Origin of the sequence: Solibacillus daqui, from assembly GCF_028747805.1 — a bacterium.
GTDB classification, from domain to species: domain Bacteria; phylum Bacillota; class Bacilli; order Bacillales_A; family Planococcaceae; genus Solibacillus; species Solibacillus daqui.
Genome location: NZ_CP114887.1, coordinates 2,648,870 through 2,666,102, shown reverse-complemented (window position 1 = coordinate 2,666,102; position 17,233 = coordinate 2,648,870). Strand labels below are relative to the sequence as shown.

Below are 17,233 nucleotides of genomic sequence, written 5' to 3'. Positions count from 1 at the left end.
AATGGGAGGAGTTTGAAAAAAGAATGGAGTTAGAATCATGGCATTTCAATCAATTTTAACGAACGAAACAATCGAACTTGCAACGCTTGTCGAAGAAAAGGTTCGTCAATATCATACAGCGGTAGATGACCGCGCTTTTTTTAACCAACAAAAAGTATTAGCTGCATTTCGAAATCATCAAGTAAGTGATTTTCACCTACATCCTTCAACGGGCTACGGATATGATGATGAAGGTCGGGATAATCTAGAGCGTGTATATGCGGAAGTTTTCGGTGCAGAGGCAGCGATAGTGCGTCAACAAATAATTTCAGGTACGCATGCTATTACGTTAAGTTTATTTGGGGTGCTACGTCCTGGTGACGAGCTATTATACATCACAGGAAAACCGTATGATACATTACAGTCAATTGTTGATGGTGGAGACAAAGATACGGGTTCATTAAAAGATTATAAGATTGGTTATAGTCATGTTGATTTAATTGATAATAAAGACATTGATTGGGACGGCGTTAAAGCACAAGTAACAGAAAATACAAAAATGATTGCGATTCAGCGTTCAAAAGGCTATGCAACACGTCCTTCGTTTACAATTGCAGCAATTGCAGATATGGTAAAGCAAATACGGGAAATCGCACCACAGGCAGTTATCTTTGTGGATAATTGTTATGGTGAGTTCGTAGAGGAATTAGAGCCAACTGAAGTAGGCGCGGATTTAATGGCAGGATCGTTAATTAAAAACCCAGGTGGTGGCTTTGCGAAAATCGGTGGCTATATTGCAGGGCGTGCGGATTTAGTAGAAAAATGTGCATACCGTATGACATCGCCAGGAATTGGTGCAGAGGCGGGGGCATCATTAAATACATTGGCAGACTTTTATCAGGGCTTTTTTATGGCACCACACATCGTCGCGCAAAGCTTAAAAGGTGCAATTTTCACATCAGCTATGTTAGAGGAAGTTGGTATGTCAACATCGCCGCATTTCACTGAAACGCGTACGGATTTAATTCAATCGGTGTCATTCCAAACGGCAGAGCAAATGGTCGCTTTTTGTCGTGAAATTCAAGCAGCTTCACCAATTAACGCTCACTTTGCACCAGAGCCAGCTTATATGCCGGGTTATGAGGATGATGTAATTATGGCGGCAGGTACGTTTGTTCAAGGGTCCAGTATTGAATTGACGGCAGATGGTCCTATTCGTCCGCCCTATACAGCCTTTATACAAGGTGGCTTAACATATGAGCATGTGAAATATGCAATTTGTGCAGCCGTACAAAAATTGAAATAATAATTTGTAAAGTCGTTCGAAGTTCGGACGGCTTTTTTAATTGTTTTTTAGATAATTCTCTACTTTCAGAACGAAAATTGCTAGTTTATATATCTTGTGTTAGTTTTTCTAACATAAGATTGACAAAGGATGTTACAAAGGATTATGATATGTGTAAGGGAGGTGGATTAAATGAGTAGCGAAATTCGACGTTCAATGCCACTATTATCTATTAGCATCGTAATGCAACTAACAGATCTTACGGCACGCCAAATTCGATATTATGAAGAACATGATTTAATTCAGCCACACCGTACAGAGGGAAATCGACGTATGTTCTCACTGAATGATGTCGATAAATTATTGGAAATCAAAGATATGCTAGAGCAAGGTGTCAATATGGCAGGTATTAAAAAACTATTTGCGATGAAAAATAACCCTGCACTACAGCAAGCGAACAAAGATATCTCGGATACAGAATTACGAAAAATATTACGTGAAGAAATGCGTCAAGCACAGCGTATGCAAAAATCATCTATCCGACAAGGGGATTTATCACGTTTTTATCAATAACGTGTAAATTATATAAGGCTATAAAAGCAAAAAAATTAGTACTGAACAATTTTAGGAGTGTGGAATTTAGTGGGTAAGTACACAAAAGAAGATATTAAACGTCTCGTACAAGAAGAAGAAGTAAAATTTATTCGTTTACAGTTCACGGACATCTTAGGAACAATTAAAAACGTAGAAATTCCAGTAAGCCAATTAGATAAAGCATTAGACAATAAAATGATGTTTGATGGTTCTTCAATTGAGGGCTTTGTACGTATCGAAGAATCTGACATGTACTTATATCCTGATTATGATTCGTTTATGATTTTCCCATGGACAGCAGAAAAAGGTAAAGTAGCACGTTTTATTTGTGATATTTACAATCCTAATGGTACGCCATTTGCTGGTGACCCACGTAACAACTTAAAGCGTGTGTTAAAAGAAATGGAAGAAATGGGCTTCACTAATTTCAACTTAGGACCAGAGCCTGAATTCTTCTTATTCAAATTAGATGCAAAAGGTGAACCAACGTTAGAAGTAAATGACAACGGTGGATACTTCGACTTAGCACCTACAGACTTAGGTGAAAACTGCCGTCGTGATATCGTATTAGAGCTTGAAGAAATGGGCTTTGAAATTGAAGCTTCTCACCATGAAGTGGCACCAGGACAACACGAAATTGACTTTAAATATGCAGATGCTATCACAGCTTGTGACAACATCCAAACATTTAAATTAGTAGTAAAAACAATTGCTCGTAAGCACGGTTTACACGCTACATTCATGCCAAAGCCATTATTTGGCGAAGCAGGATCAGGAATGCACTTTAACGTATCGTTATTTAAAGGAAAAGAAAATTCATTCTATGATGAATCAACTACGCTTGGCTTATCAGAAACAGCTATGCAATTCATGGCTGGTGTGTTAAAGCACGTACAAGGCTTTACAGCGATTACAAACCCAACTGTAAACTCTTACAAACGTTTAGTACCAGGTTATGAAGCACCATGTTACGTAGCTTGGTCTGCACAAAACCGTTCGCCACTAATTCGTATCCCATCTTCTCGTGGTATATCTACACGTGTAGAAGTACGTTCTGTGGATCCATCTGCTAACCCATATTTAGCGATGGCTGTAATTTTAGAAGCTGGTTTAGAGGGGATTCGTCAATCGTTAACGCCACCACCAGCAATCAACCGTAACATTTATGTAATGAGCGAAGAGGAACGTCAAGCTAATGGTATCGATAACTTACCAGCAGCATTAGACGATGCACTTGGCCTACTTGCTAAAGATGAAGTTGTTCAACGCGCTTTGGGTGGACACATTTATGCGAACTTTAAAGAGGCAAAAGAAATCGAGTTCGAGATGTACCGTTCAACAGTACACCAATGGGAACGCGACCAATATATGAAAATGTATTAATAGATAAAGCGTTGGGGCGACTGGCTCCAACGCTTTTTTGCTTTTTCTTGCCCACAAGCCAATTTTGGTTTGCCCACAAATTGCCCACAAACTTTTTATTGCCCCAATTTTTCCATGTATTTTTCGAAACTACCCATACTTTTTTCTGCAACTTTATTCGAAATATGTGCATAAGTATTCAATGTTGTTACAGGTGAACTATGTCCTAAACGATCTGCAATAGATTTCATATCCCAGTTCGCTTCAATAAGCATAGCAACGTGCGTATGCCTTGTTGAGTGAATAGGGAGAGGTTCATGTCCAATATGATCCATAGCGGATTTAAACACGTTCCACAATGTTGCTTTTGGAAGGGGAGTACCATCATCTCTAGCAAACATTAGATTTAACTCATGATGATAAAGTTCACCTACAAGCATTTTTTGCTCTGTACGATATTTTACGTAGGTTTTGAGCTTGCGCATGTAACTTTCACGCATAGTAATTTCACGCGTAGAGCTATAGTTTTTAGTACTGCCTAATAATTCAGCATTGTTATCTGGCTGAAATTCGAGTGTTTCATCTACGATTAGCTTATTTTCACGCCAATTAATATCATCTAAACGAAGCCCAGCGCATTCACCTTTACGCATGCCACTTTCAAAAAGTGTTTCAAAAAAGAGACCATACGTGTAATTTCTACGATAAATGTACTCAAGTAACTGCGGAATAAGTGAAGGCTCAATGAATTTCAGCTTTTTAACTTCTAGCTTCTTAATAACAACATTTTCACAAGGATTGCGTTTAATATAGCCACTTAATACGGCTCGCTTCATGCACTGATTGAGCGCATTGTGAATACGACGCGCGGTAGACTTAGCTAAACCACTTTCGATAATGCCGTCGATGAATTTTTGATAAGCAATCGGGGTAATGTCCTTTAAGTATTGATGACCGAAAACAGGCATAGCGTGGTCTTCAATAGCGTTGCGATAGGTTTTATAAGTATTTGGTTTAAGTTTATCTTTGAGAAATTATTTAAAGTGAACCGAGGTGATCTAATGCTTGTCGTTGAATGCATTGATGCTACGAATGTTTCTGTTTTGTCAGTAGGTGCTCAATATTATGCTTTTCCAGTGAACAATAGCTTTGCGTATATTAGTAAATTTCCGAATGAAAATGCTCACACAGGTTGCTACAGTTTATCTCGTTTTGCAGAAGTTCCTCAATTAAGAAAGCAAGTTGAAGCCTATGAGTATATGTATGAAATAGCAGCTACGAAAAAGAAGTTCATAGTATACGGTTTTGAGGCTTCACATAATTTAGTGGCAATTTATAAGGATAAAGCGCTGGAGCAATATATTGGCTGCGTTTCAAAAGAAAGATGCTCGGTGCATCAAACGTTAGGTTTGGTTGATTGGAAGGAGGACCTTATTATTTTTCCTAGTTCACTGCGTCTTGGTGATTTTGAGGCAGTACAAGAATTTTCAATAGTTCCTGCACCAGTTGAAATAATGAATGAACAACTATGCTTGTTTTAATAAAAAAAGCTACGGAGGTAACCGTAGCTTGGATTCGGAACGACCCTTTGAATCTGTTCGATACTATTATATCAGAGGGGTGTTCAAATGAGAATGCAAGAATTGGAAATAAACGTTGATGGGAAGCTTTTGGTTGATATAATGGAATTACCTGATAGCTGTGTGATTGTTTTGTCAAAGGGTAAAGCCAAAGTCGCCGAGCTTCCTGCTTTTGCCGAAACCAAAATCGTCACACATCAAGGGCAGGTGAAACGAATTAGATGGGACGAGGGTGAGGAGTTTAAATTGAGAATAAACTTTATGGCAATTTCACTAGCTTTATTTTTCATTGTAGAACCATTTTTTTTAAAATGTATATTAATTTTATTTTTTATAATAATATTATTTGAGGAGGAGCTGATTGATATTTTTGATAAATTAAGCGAAGACAGAAAAATTAAAAACCTAGCTCTACTAACACTTGCAATAATATTGGTTACAACCGGAGTAATAAGTAATGTGCTACTGAATGTGTATTTAATATTCCATAATAAAATTTATAAATTTGAGGAAATACTAGTAGCCAAGTTAAGTGAATATAATGTATATATTAGTCGTGATATACCTTTTTTAATTCAACTAATAGTAATAGCATTACTAACGCTTATTCTAAGTATATATATATTAAAAGTTATAAGGAGAATATTAAATAGAAATTTAATTAGACTCTTTAAAGGTAACATACTTTCAGAAACAAATATTAAGGTGAAAGATTACTTTTCAATTCTAGTATTTTGGTTTGCATTAATACCTACTGCTATAGGCGCATTTTTAGACATTAACATATACAATGAATCAGTCAAGCAATTTGTCTGGGTGATTGTAATTGTAGGTATTTCATATACTATTGCTATTTTAGATAAATTTAAGTATGAATAAGAGTTCTACCAGCCATCTGGAGGACAACGATTGATAGCAGTATTAGCTGCCGTCTTTTGTTGTCCTTTTTTATTTTACTGCAAAGTCAGTGGCAGTTTCATTCCAATCTGGCATAAAAGAGCTTTTGGATGAGAACGCAAGAACTAAAAATAAATGCCGATGGGAGACTAATTACTGATATAATGGAATTGCCTTACAGTTGTGTGATTATATTGTCGCAAGGTAAAGCTAAAGTCGCCGAGCTTCCCGCATTAGCCGAAACCAATATCGTCACACATCAAGGGCAGGTGAAAAGAATTAGATGGGACGAGGATGAGGAGTATTGACAGTAAAGTATGAACATAATTTTTCAATGGAAACAAGTGTAGTAACTATTAGAATAAGTGACTCATATTCTGAGGGGAGTAAAAAAGATATTATAATGAATCTCATGCATTTAGGGCAAAATGTTAATACTAGGTTACTCTATTACTTGAATTTATGTTACAGACTACAGGATTTATTTCGAAAAGAAGAAGGGGATTTTCAGAAACGAATATCAGAAGTTCAACAAAATCTAATTGATGATAAAGATATGGAACTTGAAGATAAAGAAATGGTGCAATCTAGACATCTTACACAACAAATTTTATTTTATGAAAGATTCGATGTACAGGAATTAGCTGTATGTAATGGTGTTTTTCTGAAAACTTACGCACTATTGGAGGACGTATTAAATCAATTATGCATTATTTATGAGAAGGTTTTTGACCCCGGTTACAATTATTTAGATTTAAGTGGTGCTGGTATAGTAAGGTCAAAAAAATATATCCAAAAGGTGACAAATATATCGTTAAATCAAGATGATGATTGGAAAAACATACTTTTATGGAATACAGTTAGAAACGTTGTTATGCATGAAGATGGGAAGATTACTAATAAAAATAATAAATTAAAAAAGGCTATCAATAAACTTAACTTATCACCAGTTAGAGACACAACTGTGACAGGGATTACTGTGATTGGCATTAAGGTTTCTGATGTAATGGAGTTTATTTTGTTAGTTGATAAAGTATTATCCAAATTTGTATTACATGAAAAAGAGTGGGGAATATAGTTTCACCAGACATTTGGATTACAACAATACGCTACCCTTATTTGTTGTACTGTTTACTAGAATTCAGAATAGGAGAAAAATAATTGAACAGTGAATATATTGAACATGAAATTGAATCATTAACACTTAAATTAGAGTTAAGAACCGAAAATAGTCAAATTAGTTTTAAAGATAAAAAAGGTTTAAAAATTATGAGTAATACAGTATATGCTAAAATTGAAAAAGAAAAACTTGAAGCTTTATATTATACTTTTTTAGCAATTATATTGTCAATTTTTTTAGCTGCCATACCAAAGATTTCTCAAATAATTGTAAGTGTAATTTCAATGAAGTTTGAAGGGGATTTTGAACTTATACAAAATTCCTTTGATTTAATAGGATTTGCATTTATTTTGTTTTGGTTATATAGGATTTTAAAAAAATACTTGGTTGTCACAATTGACAAGATAGAGAAATTTACTCGGCTTAAAGGATTGATTAAACTATATTTAGATGAATATTAAGTTCTACCAGCAAACTGGAGGACAACGATTGATAGCAGTATTAGCTGCCGTCATTTGTTGTCCTCTTTTTTTATTTATTTTACAACAAAGTAAGTGACTGGAACATTCCAATTTAACATGAAGGGGCAAGTATTATGCGCACAATTCAAGGTGAAATATTACGGCATGGATTAAGCGATAAGGAAAAGAAGATGGCGACAATATGGACTACTCAGGATATGGTAATTGCTATGGAGGATACAACAGTTATAGCAAGAACAATGGTTCAACATTCGTTCTAATTGTCGTCCTTTTCATACTTCTAATTATTGTTGGTGCTACTTTCATGCATGGCAATTATTAACAAAAGGTAGTAAGCGCTGGGTACGATAGTCAATTATTAATAGCTTGGTATCACTCTAATGTTTTTTTGGATTAGGATCACTTTCCCCCTTTAGTGATCCTTTTTATAGTTTCTTTACTCATATGCATATTCTATATGTTTATATCAATGAAAAGTCCCTTCTTCAACTAACGGGGGCGTTTCTACAATACGTGAAGATGTTTTTTTATTGAAGTAACGAATAAGTTGGAAATATTAGCGAAAGCAAGATACTAACATAATACTCAAAGAATATCTTTCATCGTGGAGAATATATACAGAATAGGAACTTAGATATTTATTTTCTGTTGAAGGGAGAATTTCATGAGTAATTTAGTAAATGACAATCTGTATGAAACGAGAAATAACTTAGTAAAGGAGATTACTTCATTAAGTTATAATCAATTTAATGGTAGACCTGGTATGAATATGTGGAGTATAGCACAAGTTTGTCATCACTTAGTTTTAGTGGAACAGGCCACAATAAAGGCTATTGCATGGGGGTTAAAAAAGGTTGACAATACTCAAAAAGAACGTAAAAACATTCATCTTATGTTGGATCGAACGAAAAAGTTTAAAGCTCCCGAAATCGTTGAACCAGATGTAGAACCATTTGAAGTTCAGTCAATTATTGATTTGTTAAATGATTCGAGAAAAAAATTTTTTACTTTCCTCAATACAATAGAGGATAAATCGATATTGACGGAAAAATCATTTAAGCATCCTTCCTTAGGTGAATTACCACTTGACCAATGGATTGAACAGATATATTTACATGAACAACGACACACAGAACAAATAAAAGAGATAAAATTACTTTTAGATGTGAGGAACTAAACTTATGATTTTCAATAGAGTCATGTTTAAGTAAAAGGGAAAAAGAAATTTTAACTTTGTAAAATAATATACTTAAAGTAACGGGGGCTTTACTTGAGAATTATTGAACTAACAGGGAGGTAAGAGGATGAAGCGTTTAGTAGGAATATTTTTTATCGTTCAAGCTATAGTGACTTATCTAATTCTAGATGCGTTAAATCAATTATCTGTTTCTATTTCAGAAGCAGCTGTACATATGAAAACAGGGGGTCTTACATTATCGTGGTCAGATGATTTACCTTTGGTAACCTATGTCTTTTTAATTATCATTGTTATTCTAGGAATATACTTTACTCTAGCAAAGGAAAAGAAAAAAGGAGAGTAAAACTTCAACTCTTATTCAACTAACGGGGGCTTTACTTGAAGATCATTGAGTTGCATATGCAGCTCTTTTTTTATTATTGAACTAAAGCAGCAATTTAATTTAAGTAGAACTATTAGAGGACTATTTTAGTTCCTGTCGAAATGGGAAATGTAGAAATATAGTTGGAAAGTAAAAAACGAATATATGATGTGTTAGTGTATGGAGAAAGGGGAGAAGATAAAAATGGTTTTTTTAGTGCTATTACATATTATTTCGGCAATTATTTTTGTTGGTAATATTATCACGGCTGCTTTTTGGAAACTAAAGGCGGAATTTTCTGGAGATGAAACACATATCAACAAAACAGCAAAGAATATTATGGTTGCTGATTATGTGTTTACTTTACCCAGCATTATCACTTTACTAATTTCAGGATTATTATTAGCAATAAAAAGTAAGTATTCTCTTGATGAAATAAACTGGTTAACAGTTTCCTTAGCTTTATTTACAATTACAGGAGTGATATGGATTACTCTTTTGTTACCTCTGCAAAGAAAAATGATTAAGTATAGTGGAGAAGAATTCAATAAAATTGATTATAAAAAAGTCTCTAGAACTTGGGATGTTATTGGAACAATATCAACGATAATCCCAATTCTTATTCTGTATTTAATGGTTGCCAAACCTTTTTAAAATTTCACTAACGGGGGCTTTACTTGAAGATCGTTGAGTTGCATAATGCAGCTCTTTTTTACTTTATTGAACTAACGGAGCAGGTTAGTGCAAGAAGAATCAAATGGAAAAGGGGTGGATTTGGTTATGGAAGGAAATTGGAATGGCAAGGGAAAGGTTAACGAAAATAGATTAATGATGAGAGAAGCAGGCTTTGTAGCATTAGTAATAATACTTTTTCTTCAATACTTTAAACTAGCTGCTTACTTGTCAAATAAATACTTTTTTAATAGTCATTTTATGAGCTATCTTGTCTTGATTTTAGGTATTCCTTTATCATACTTTGCTGCGAAATATTTAGTTCGAGTAATTAAAAAAGTAATATGAATAAAGTAGCGAGTATATCAATTCACAATAAATGGTTATTAAACTAACGGAGCAGGTTAATTCAATAGCGTTGTTTAACTTGTGTTCAACAATCTGGTCTATATGTTGAATAACACTCGATATGTTCTTTGAAGATGTATCAAATAAAGAATTCTATTTTAATATTCCATAAATTGTTATTTATACGTGGTATAATTTATTGGATTAGAAGAGAGGGAATATGATGAAGAACAAAATGAATTATTTTATGAGTCTACTATTATTTGTATCACTTGTCTTTGGACTTTCAGCAGAAAAAGTTTCAGCGGCAAAAAATTTATCCGTTGTAATAGATGGAAAGCTCCAAGAATATCCTCATTCTCCTGTTATTAAAGAGGGCGCAACATTCATCCCTTTCCGAGAAGGATTTGAATTATTAGGTGCGAAGGTTACTTGGAATGGAAAAGATAAGTCGCTAACTGCGAAAAAGGGAGATACTTATATTTGGGCGCAACTTGGAAATGGAAATATAGTAACTGAACGAAGTAACGGCCTTAGAATTGTAAAAAACTATCCTGCTGGTCCTCAGACGATTAATGGCGTGACAATGATTCCTGTTAAAGTTTTTGAACAATTGGGTGCAACAGTTAGTTGGAATGCTCAAAATAAAATGATCCAAATAATATCCGCAACTAGTACGTTCAAAGATTTTTTAGGAACGGGGACATTAATGGAAGAACAGCAGTCGAATGAGGTTGATAAACAAATACTCGAATAATAATAAAGAAGTAGAAAATTAACCACCTAGTAAAACGATATATTTTTCGTTATTCCACAATCGGGCGCGATTGTGGAATAAGCGTCTCTGTTCTTATTCAACTAACGGGGGCAGATCATTGAGTTGCTTATGCAGCTCTTTTTTCTTCTTGAACTAACGGGGCAGGTTAGTTGAATAGCGTTGATTAACTTGTGTTCACCAATCGGGCTATATTGTGGAATAAAAGCCTTTTATACAATGTTACCAAACGAGGGTTTGGGAGCTTTCCCCCTCTAAATAAACAAACAATAGATGATATAAAAGGGAATATGTTACATATCGGAGGTTAATATGAATATTCAATTAGGAAATAGTAGTTATCTAAATAGCATAAAAAAGGATGGCTCTAATCGTTTATCCGATGATTTGTTTTTAGATAAAAATAAAAAATCCAAGGCAACATATGAAATCAAAAAAGAAAACGGCTATATACGTCATTACGTGACGAAAGCAAACGGTGAGAAAGTAATGATTAAAGAAACGAAGTTACCTAAATCAAAAGAGAATGAACAAGGTACTGGTGATATGAAAGATATGATTACTGAAATGGTTATGAATCAATTAACAAAAGTTCTTGATAAAGAACAATTCAATAAGTTTTCTAAAACAGGGTTAGTAGGTCAAAAAGAAAAACAAATTGAAAAATATGCTACAAGCATTTAAATGAAATTATAAAGTCCCCAAATCTCGCTTTGGGGACTTTTCATTATTCAACATCAGACCATTTAATTGAATAACGTTTTTAAAAAATTGGACAAATAAATTTAACGCAGCAGGTTAGTTTAATAGGAAGAAATAGAAATTAAAAACTTTTTGAGTCAATATCAATTCGAGACTCGTCTAATTAATAAAAGGAGGTGCAATGAGTGATAGATCTTGAAGCAGATTATTCAGAAGTTTCATCAGATGAAATACTAAGTCAACTGATGGAGGACTATGCAACCGATTTAAAAAGAATAGCTTTCTTATATGTAAATGATATGGCTGAATGTGAGGATATTATTCAAGAAGTCTTTATATCCTGTTATCAAAAGTTAACTAGCTTCCGACATGAATGTAGCTATAAGACTTGGTTAATTCGAATTACTATTAATAAATGTAAGGATTATAAGAAACGTTGGAATATAAAAAAGCTGATATATAAACCGATTATTTCATCTGTTTTCACTGCACCTTCTGCAGAAGAGCAATTTATTAATGAGCAGACTTCAAAAAGTATGATAGAACAAATAGCCAAACTACCAACCAAATATAAAGAGGTAATCATCCTATATTATTATCAGCAAATGACTATGGCTGAAATAAGTGAAATCCTCAACGTAAATATTAATACGATTAAATCAAGATTACTTCGTGGAAAGAAAATCCTTCAAAACAGATTGGAAAGGAGTGATACTAGTGGACAAATTCGATAAACATGTGAAAGAAGAGGTACAGGGATACTTGAATAAACATGTACATTTTTCTCAAGAAGAAAGTCAAAAAATTCGCAGTAAAACAATAAATAAAAGTTCAACAATAAAGTTTCATGGAGTTTATTATATCGTATTGGCTTCAACAATTGTTTTAATTACCATTCTAAGCATACCGTTATTTGATACTCTAAACTTTAATAGTAACTCCCAATCCGATTACTCTGCAGTGGAAGAAAAGGAAACTGAGGACAATGAACATATAAAAGCTTCATTAGATAATATAGTTAATGGAAATGCTATCAAAAGAAGTCAGAAAATGTTTTCAAATGAAGTAACAAACAATTTACAACTATCAATAATTAACAATCCAGAAAAGTATAAACTTAGTAAAGCTAGTTTTAATTACTGGTCAAAAAGCGGTGAACACAAAGATCCCTATTCTTCAGAGCAAATCACTTTAGCTTTAAGTTTTCAAAGTCAACAAAATTCTTACTTCACACAAATTTTTAAAGGTGAAATTAACCTTGAAGGCAACCATAAGGTAGTAGAAAAAGTTGGGGAATGGAATCTCATTCCAGACTCTAAAACGCATAGTAACATGGAAGAAAATAAATACATTATAGCTGTTTCGGAAATTATAATTGATCATGAAAAGTATACAGTAATTGTTCAAACTTATAACCTTCATGATGATATTGATGCCGCCCCTTATTCTAAAACGGATATACTAGATTTTACAGAATCTTTGAAACCAGAATTAGCAGTAAAGAATTTATTAGAGATAATTCCCGATGAGTTTCAAACAGAAACAGTTTTAGATTTTCAAGGTGTTTCCTACTTAACTACGAAAGAATATTTACACACACCTTCTGGATTACCTATTTATAAAACTGAAGTATTTTATACCGATTTCGATGAATTACAACAACAACCCGATTTCTTCGAATTTACAAAAGATGTTGAAGGGCATTTGTATAAAGGTACTCTAAAATTATATCGAGCCGAAAAGGAGGGTGATAGCTGGAAAGCTATGTATAGCGGGGTAATCTCTAGAGTCGAATCGTCTAATGAATAACAGTTACAATTTATACAAGTTGTATTCAAATAACGTTCCTAAATAAAAGTTGAAACGTACTAAAAAGCCATGAACGTAAAGGTAATATAGGGTAAATAGTATAATAAAACAAAACCAGACCTTATATTTAGATATTTTGAGTTTGATTATATATAAACAAACTTTATAATCAAACTTTTTATTTGTATATAAAAATACATCCATTAAATCATTCTTTTTTGAGATATTGGATGTATTTTTTATATTTCATTAAGTGTAGCTTTGTAATAAAGATTGATTATTTAAATTAAAGATCGATAATTTGTAATAAAGATTGATTAAAATCATCTCTCCTCTGTATATTCCTTAGAGGTTAGATGATTTTTTATTGGATACTTATGTTAATGTAATTGTAAGGATTGTGAAGAAATGTACTTAAACTAACGGGGCAGGTTAGTTCAATAGCGTTGTTTAACTTGTGTTCAACAATCGGGCCAGATTGTCGAAACCTAAAAGCATTATTTAATCATTGGAGGAAGATTGATGAAAAAATTTTTCGGGTTATTCATTTTGCTTTTCACATTAATGCTTGCCTCCTGTGTGGGGGAAGCATCTATTACCTCGACGTTGATTGTGATTGAAAAAGGTCATTCAAGCGACTACAAAGAATATTGGATTAAGGCATATGACCCGAACAATCAAAACAAAGAGGAAGCATTTAAGATAGTGATACAAGAAGAGATGGTTTGGAACCTTATTAAGAAAGATGAAGAGTATTTTTCCTTGTATTCAAAAAAAGGAGATAATCCTTGGATTTTAGAACACATTGAGTATTCAGTGGCTGGGAAAGGGTAATGTTTAGTGCAATCCCCTCCCAACAACGGGCACGATTGTTTAATAAGCATCGCTGTTCTTATCAAATTAACGGGGTGCTTTACTTGTAGATCATTGAGTTGGGCACTGACCTAATAACATGAGACAAATAAAAACACCTTTCATTGAATAACGGGGACTTAAACCTGAAATAATCAATGTGGAGGTGTTTTTCTATGGGAACAAGAGTCAGTTATCCAGTAGAAGTGAAAATGAAGGCAATTGAAATGCGAATGGCTAACGTACCGGTAAAAGAAGTAATGGAAGAATTGGACATTCGAAACTATACGCAGTTGAAGCGATGGATGCATTGGTATCGAAATGGTGAAATGCACCGTCTTAAACAACCAGTTGGTAAACAATATGCCTTCGGCAAAGGACCGGAATTTGAAAGTGAGACAGCCAAGCTACAGGCAGAGAATCTAGAGTTGAAACAACAGATTGAAGTTTTAAAAAAGTACGCGGAATTGGAAGGGAAGTGGCGCCAAAAGTAGTACTTCAATTAGTTGAAGAATTAAAAGATGTTATGCCAATTGGTGAAATCTGTCGTCATTTAGGCGTAGGTCGCTCGTCATACTATCGTTGGAGAAAGGATGTGGATCAATCCACACAAAAGGAGATTCGAGATCAGCAGATTGGCGACTTGTGCAAACAGAATAAATTTCGATATGGTTATCGAAAGATTGCTAATCTGTACCCAGGAGTTTGTAGGAAGACTGTGCAGCGTGTTATGCAAAAATATGGTTGGCAATGTAAAGTAAAGGTGAAGAAACGGAAGCGTACCGGGCAGCCAGCATACGTCGCACCGAATTTATTAGCACGCGATTTTACAGCATCTAAGCCTATGGAGAAGCTAGTCACGGATATTACGTACTTGCCTTTTGGACAATCGATGATGTATCTTTCTAGTATTCTCGATGTCTACAATGGCGAAATTGTGGCACAAACTACTGGTATCAAACAAGACACTGATTTTGTGTTGGATACGCTCTATCAATTGCCTAAGCTACCAGAAGGATGCATTCTGCATAGTGACCAAGGCTCCGTTTATACATCCTATGCTTATCAAAAAGCAGCCAAAGAAAAAGGAATTACCATGAGCATGTCCCGCAAAGGCACGCCAGCTGATAATTCCCCAATCGAATCGTTTCATTCCACGCTAAAGTCTGAAACGTTCTATCTCGACGATATCTATCGCACAACGAACGCACGTGTGATACAGATTGTCGAAGAATACATTACTTATTATAACAATATCCGTATTCAAACGAAACTAAACAGCCAATCGCCGGTTCAATACCGTCAATTGGCTGCATAAAATGGTGTTTTATTCTTGTCTCAAAAAGGGTAGTCAGTGCCTTGCATATGCAGCTCTTTTTTCTTAGTGAACTAAAAAGGCAGGTTAGTTGAAGCCTATTTATCATTCTGGAGGGTATTTATACGTCTTTAGGTGCGTGTGATTTATCAATTTAACCTCAGGTCCAGGAGATATTTCATAAGTCATTCGATCCTTCCCTAATGATATATTATGACCGCCATCAGTTGGTTCAATTTCAAAAGTAATTTGCAAATCAAAGCCTCGAAAATGATTTCTTTTAGTTTCAATCAATTCAATTTTCCACGGAGTTACATGAGGTGAAACATCCTTAATAATCTTCGGATAATAATAGTTAGTCAAATCTTTTTCGATATAAGGGGTAAGCATTAACATTAGCATATCTTGTAATCTAAGCTCTTCAGAGTCCTGAGTAGGTCCAAATGATGAAACGATTGTTGTTTGAATAGGAGTAATAAGAACAAGGGATAGTATAAAAACGAATAACATCTTTTTCATTTTTTTCAATACACCTCTTTAGAAATTCATCTAATTAATTGTATTGTTACCTTATCTGAATAAATTATGAGCTTATTCAACTCACATGAAAGAACGTAATCATCTTTCATTTTCTGTGGTGTAACGGTGATTTTACGCGACATGGATGGCTAACGGGGTCTTTACTTGAAGATCATGGAGTTGCATATGCAGCTCTTTTTTTATTATTGAACTAAAGGGGCAGTTTAGTTCAATAAGAGAAGGGAATTTTTTATGTCGCATTTGAACAAAAATATGAAGTAAATAAGGAGGATTGAAAATGGATAATAAAAATGAATTTGTTAATATCCAAATTAGGAAAGAGTTGCCTAAAAATAATAAGTAAAAAAACCCCAGTTTAAACTGGGGACTAATTTTTAACAGGCTTTATAAATACTTATTATTTTCCTGGATGATTTACATGTAATGGTGGAGGCACTAACCAACCCTTATTTTTGTTAAGACGTAATAGTTTGCCACCAAGTAGTGCTCTAGCTGTATGGAATTGACCATACATTAGTGCGATGTCTTCTCTAATACACATTCCCATTGCTTGACTACATGAAACTAAACCCGAAGCAGCATCTAATGATAATGCCGCACTGATTTCAGGATCATTAAATTTTGCACCAGGAGGAATATCTTCTGGTCTTGCGTTTGGACGTTCAGGCGGCGCTGGAGGTAAAGCAATGCCGTTTGTTTTTAGAATCTCTTGTAGATGTCTAACTTCCTCTTTAGCGCCTTGAATTATTTCTGCAATAATATTTTTCAGATCTTTATCTCCAGCATGATTATAAAATGTTTGATACCCAGCAATCATGCCATAGTTTGTAGCAAGATTTGTCCAGATACTGAACACCTCACCATAATGTAATGGTTCATCTTTGGGATTACCGCTAAACATACCCATATTTGCACGTCCTTTTCAGTTTTTTGTCATATTCGAACAAGGATAGTATGGGCTGAGAACACAAAAAAATTCTTGAAATTACAAAATAGATGATGGTTGTTTATCAATAAATTGGTCATCGATATTGCGGATAAAATATATATTGAAGTCAATTCTATGTTGAGAATTTTAAAGGGGATGAAAAAATGTATATTCGCTTAGCATCACAAAATGGTGTATTCAGATTACAGCCTATTAAACGACAAAACGATACAGAATTAGATGTTGCTATCGCTGACCTCGAGAAAAGAGGATTTATTTTGGTGAGACGTGGTAAAACCCCAAGTCAATATAGTTGTGATATAACATACAGTCGAGTTTGGGCGATTATGGAAAAATATATGTATTAGTATTAAAAAGGGATCTCTTATTTAAAGAGATCCTTTTATGAAAGAAAGATGGATTGTAAAGTTAAA

The 17,233-nt window shown here is 34.1% G+C and carries 23 protein-coding genes and 1 pseudogene; 20 read left to right on the top strand and 4 right to left on the bottom strand.

What is annotated here, in order from left to right; translation table 11 throughout:
* The first annotated feature begins 37 nt into the window (after window positions 1-37).
* From O7776_RS13050 to glnA, 3 genes are all read left to right on the top strand, one after another.
* Window positions 38-1,285, top strand: a complete 1,248-nt coding sequence (locus tag O7776_RS13050; protein ID WP_274307475.1) for a methionine gamma-lyase family protein — start codon at window positions 38-40, stop codon at window positions 1,283-1,285.
* 171 nt (window positions 1,286-1,456) lie between these two features.
* Window positions 1,457-1,837, top strand: coding sequence for a MerR family transcriptional regulator (locus O7776_RS13045; RefSeq protein ID WP_241369185.1), 381 nt, complete (start codon window positions 1,457-1,459; stop codon window positions 1,835-1,837).
* Window positions 1,838-1,906: 69 nt separating this feature from the next.
* A complete protein-coding gene (gene glnA / locus O7776_RS13040) occupies window positions 1,907-3,241 on the top strand; it encodes a type I glutamate--ammonia ligase (RefSeq protein WP_274307474.1) in 1,335 nt (444 codons plus the stop codon).
* Window positions 3,242-3,336: 95 nt separating this feature from the next.
* Here the strand turns inward: glnA and O7776_RS13035 are convergent, their stop codons facing one another.
* Together O7776_RS13035 and O7776_RS20380 are read right to left on the bottom strand one after the other, a co-directional pair.
* Window positions 3,337-3,966: a site-specific integrase gene (locus tag O7776_RS13035; RefSeq protein WP_274310504.1), complete on the bottom strand. Its 630-nt coding sequence runs from the start codon at window positions 3,964-3,966 to the stop codon at window positions 3,337-3,339.
* Window positions 3,967-4,017: 51 nt separating this feature from the next.
* Window positions 4,018-4,236: pseudogene (locus O7776_RS20380) on the bottom strand (tyrosine-type recombinase/integrase); the annotation flags it as partial.
* Between the two features lie 45 nt (window positions 4,237-4,281).
* Between O7776_RS20380 and O7776_RS13025 the strand changes: the two are divergent.
* The 16 genes from O7776_RS13025 to O7776_RS12950 all read left to right on the top strand — a co-directional run bounded on the left by O7776_RS13025 (window position 4,282) and on the right by O7776_RS12950 (window position 15,334).
* Window positions 4,282-4,761: a hypothetical protein gene (locus O7776_RS13025; protein ID WP_274307473.1), complete on the top strand. Its 480-nt coding sequence runs from the start codon at window positions 4,282-4,284 to the stop codon at window positions 4,759-4,761.
* An 87-nt stretch (window positions 4,762-4,848) separates the two neighbouring features.
* Window positions 4,849-5,679 (top strand): XtrA/YqaO family protein, encoded by an 831-nt coding sequence (locus O7776_RS20285; RefSeq protein ID WP_337999445.1) that lies wholly within the window; start codon window positions 4,849-4,851, stop codon window positions 5,677-5,679.
* A gap of 128 nt (window positions 5,680-5,807) precedes the next feature.
* Window positions 5,808-6,005 (top strand): XtrA/YqaO family protein, encoded by a 198-nt coding sequence (locus O7776_RS13015; RefSeq protein ID WP_274307472.1) that lies wholly within the window; start codon window positions 5,808-5,810, stop codon window positions 6,003-6,005.
* On the top strand, window positions 6,002-6,775 hold the full coding sequence (locus O7776_RS13010; RefSeq protein WP_274307471.1) for a hypothetical protein: 774 nt from the start codon (window positions 6,002-6,004) through the stop codon (window positions 6,773-6,775). Before O7776_RS13015 ends, O7776_RS13010 begins: the two co-directional genes overlap by 4 nt.
* A gap of 83 nt (window positions 6,776-6,858) precedes the next feature.
* Window positions 6,859-7,278, top strand: coding sequence for a hypothetical protein (locus O7776_RS13005; RefSeq protein WP_274307470.1), 420 nt, complete (start codon window positions 6,859-6,861; stop codon window positions 7,276-7,278).
* Between the two features lie 202 nt (window positions 7,279-7,480).
* Entirely contained in the window at window positions 7,481-7,621 is a 141-nt protein-coding gene (locus tag O7776_RS13000) for a YjcZ family sporulation protein (RefSeq protein WP_241369468.1), read from the top strand.
* A 342-nt stretch (window positions 7,622-7,963) separates the two neighbouring features.
* Entirely contained in the window at window positions 7,964-8,476 is a 513-nt protein-coding gene (locus tag O7776_RS12995; RefSeq protein ID WP_274307469.1) for a DinB family protein, read from the top strand.
* Window positions 8,477-8,603: 127 nt separating this feature from the next.
* Window positions 8,604-8,840, top strand: a complete 237-nt coding sequence (locus O7776_RS12990; protein WP_274307468.1) for a hypothetical protein — start codon at window positions 8,604-8,606, stop codon at window positions 8,838-8,840.
* A 222-nt stretch (window positions 8,841-9,062) separates the two neighbouring features.
* A complete protein-coding gene (locus O7776_RS12985; protein WP_274307467.1) occupies window positions 9,063-9,512 on the top strand; it encodes a DUF2269 family protein in 450 nt (149 codons plus the stop codon).
* An 87-nt stretch (window positions 9,513-9,599) separates the two neighbouring features.
* Window positions 9,600-9,878, top strand: coding sequence for a hypothetical protein (locus tag O7776_RS12980; protein ID WP_274307466.1), 279 nt, complete (start codon window positions 9,600-9,602; stop codon window positions 9,876-9,878).
* 223 nt (window positions 9,879-10,101) lie between these two features.
* The gene (locus O7776_RS12975; RefSeq protein WP_274307465.1) at window positions 10,102-10,635 is read left to right on the top strand and encodes a copper amine oxidase N-terminal domain-containing protein; all 534 of its coding nucleotides are present in this window, start codon (window positions 10,102-10,104) and stop codon (window positions 10,633-10,635) included.
* A 330-nt stretch (window positions 10,636-10,965) separates the two neighbouring features.
* Complete coding sequence (locus O7776_RS12970) at window positions 10,966-11,337, top strand: hypothetical protein (protein WP_274307464.1); 372 nt, start codon at window positions 10,966-10,968, stop codon at window positions 11,335-11,337.
* Between the two features lie 203 nt (window positions 11,338-11,540).
* Entirely contained in the window at window positions 11,541-12,089 is a 549-nt protein-coding gene (locus tag O7776_RS12965) for a sigma-70 family RNA polymerase sigma factor (RefSeq protein WP_274307463.1), read from the top strand.
* A complete protein-coding gene (locus O7776_RS12960) occupies window positions 12,073-13,164 on the top strand; it encodes a hypothetical protein (RefSeq protein ID WP_274307462.1) in 1,092 nt (363 codons plus the stop codon). The genes O7776_RS12965 and O7776_RS12960 overlap by 17 nt, the downstream gene beginning before the upstream one ends.
* 522 nt (window positions 13,165-13,686) lie before the next feature.
* Window positions 13,687-13,998, top strand: coding sequence for a hypothetical protein (locus O7776_RS12955; RefSeq protein WP_274307461.1), 312 nt, complete (start codon window positions 13,687-13,689; stop codon window positions 13,996-13,998).
* 194 nt (window positions 13,999-14,192) lie between these two features.
* Window positions 14,193-15,334, top strand: a protein-coding gene (locus O7776_RS12950) for an IS3 family transposase (RefSeq protein WP_420802120.1) whose coding sequence is annotated in 2 segments (ribosomal slippage) — window positions 14,193-14,466 and window positions 14,466-15,334 — 1,143 coding nt in all. Because the reading frame shifts where the segments join, the coding sequence is not laid out codon by codon here.
* Window positions 15,335-15,436: 102 nt separating this feature from the next.
* Here the strand turns inward: O7776_RS12950 and O7776_RS12945 are convergent.
* Together O7776_RS12945 and O7776_RS12940 are read right to left on the bottom strand one after the other, a co-directional pair.
* Window positions 15,437-15,850: a DUF3888 domain-containing protein gene (locus O7776_RS12945; protein WP_274307459.1), complete on the bottom strand. Its 414-nt coding sequence runs from the start codon at window positions 15,848-15,850 to the stop codon at window positions 15,437-15,439.
* Between the two features lie 418 nt (window positions 15,851-16,268).
* A complete protein-coding gene (locus O7776_RS12940; protein WP_274307458.1) occupies window positions 16,269-16,778 on the bottom strand; it encodes a DUF3231 family protein in 510 nt (169 codons plus the stop codon).
* A 185-nt stretch (window positions 16,779-16,963) separates the two neighbouring features.
* Between O7776_RS12940 and O7776_RS12935 the strand changes: the two genes are divergently transcribed.
* The gene (locus tag O7776_RS12935) at window positions 16,964-17,167 is read left to right on the top strand and encodes a hypothetical protein (RefSeq protein WP_274307457.1); all 204 of its coding nucleotides are present in this window, start codon (window positions 16,964-16,966) and stop codon (window positions 17,165-17,167) included.
* The last annotated feature ends 66 nt before the right edge of the window (window positions 17,168-17,233 follow it).

Coding starts and splice junctions, on each gene's coding strand:
- O7776_RS13050 (WP_274307475.1), top strand. CDS start 38: ATGGCATTTCAATCAATTTTAACGAACGAAACAATCGAACTTGCAACG.
- O7776_RS13045 (WP_241369185.1), top strand. CDS start 1,457: ATGAGTAGCGAAATTCGACGTTCAATGCCACTATTATCTATTAGCATC.
- O7776_RS13025 (WP_274307473.1), top strand. CDS start 4,282: ATGCTTGTCGTTGAATGCATTGATGCTACGAATGTTTCTGTTTTGTCA.
- O7776_RS20285 (WP_337999445.1), top strand. CDS start 4,849: ATGAGAATGCAAGAATTGGAAATAAACGTTGATGGGAAGCTTTTGGTT.
- O7776_RS13015 (WP_274307472.1), top strand. CDS start 5,808: ATGAGAACGCAAGAACTAAAAATAAATGCCGATGGGAGACTAATTACT.
- O7776_RS13000 (WP_241369468.1), top strand. CDS start 7,481: ATGGACTACTCAGGATATGGTAATTGCTATGGAGGATACAACAGTTAT.
- O7776_RS12995 (WP_274307469.1), top strand. CDS start 7,964: ATGAGTAATTTAGTAAATGACAATCTGTATGAAACGAGAAATAACTTA.
- O7776_RS12990 (WP_274307468.1), top strand. CDS start 8,604: ATGAAGCGTTTAGTAGGAATATTTTTTATCGTTCAAGCTATAGTGACT.
- O7776_RS12985 (WP_274307467.1), top strand. CDS start 9,063: ATGGTTTTTTTAGTGCTATTACATATTATTTCGGCAATTATTTTTGTT.
- O7776_RS12975 (WP_274307465.1), top strand. CDS start 10,102: ATGAAGAACAAAATGAATTATTTTATGAGTCTACTATTATTTGTATCA.
- O7776_RS12970 (WP_274307464.1), top strand. CDS start 10,966: ATGAATATTCAATTAGGAAATAGTAGTTATCTAAATAGCATAAAAAAG.
- O7776_RS12955 (WP_274307461.1), top strand. CDS start 13,687: ATGAAAAAATTTTTCGGGTTATTCATTTTGCTTTTCACATTAATGCTT.
- O7776_RS12945 (WP_274307459.1), bottom strand. CDS start 15,850: ATGAAAAAGATGTTATTCGTTTTTATACTATCCCTTGTTCTTATTACT.
- O7776_RS12940 (WP_274307458.1), bottom strand. CDS start 16,778: ATGGGTATGTTTAGCGGTAATCCCAAAGATGAACCATTACATTATGGT.
- O7776_RS12935 (WP_274307457.1), top strand. CDS start 16,964: ATGTATATTCGCTTAGCATCACAAAATGGTGTATTCAGATTACAGCCT.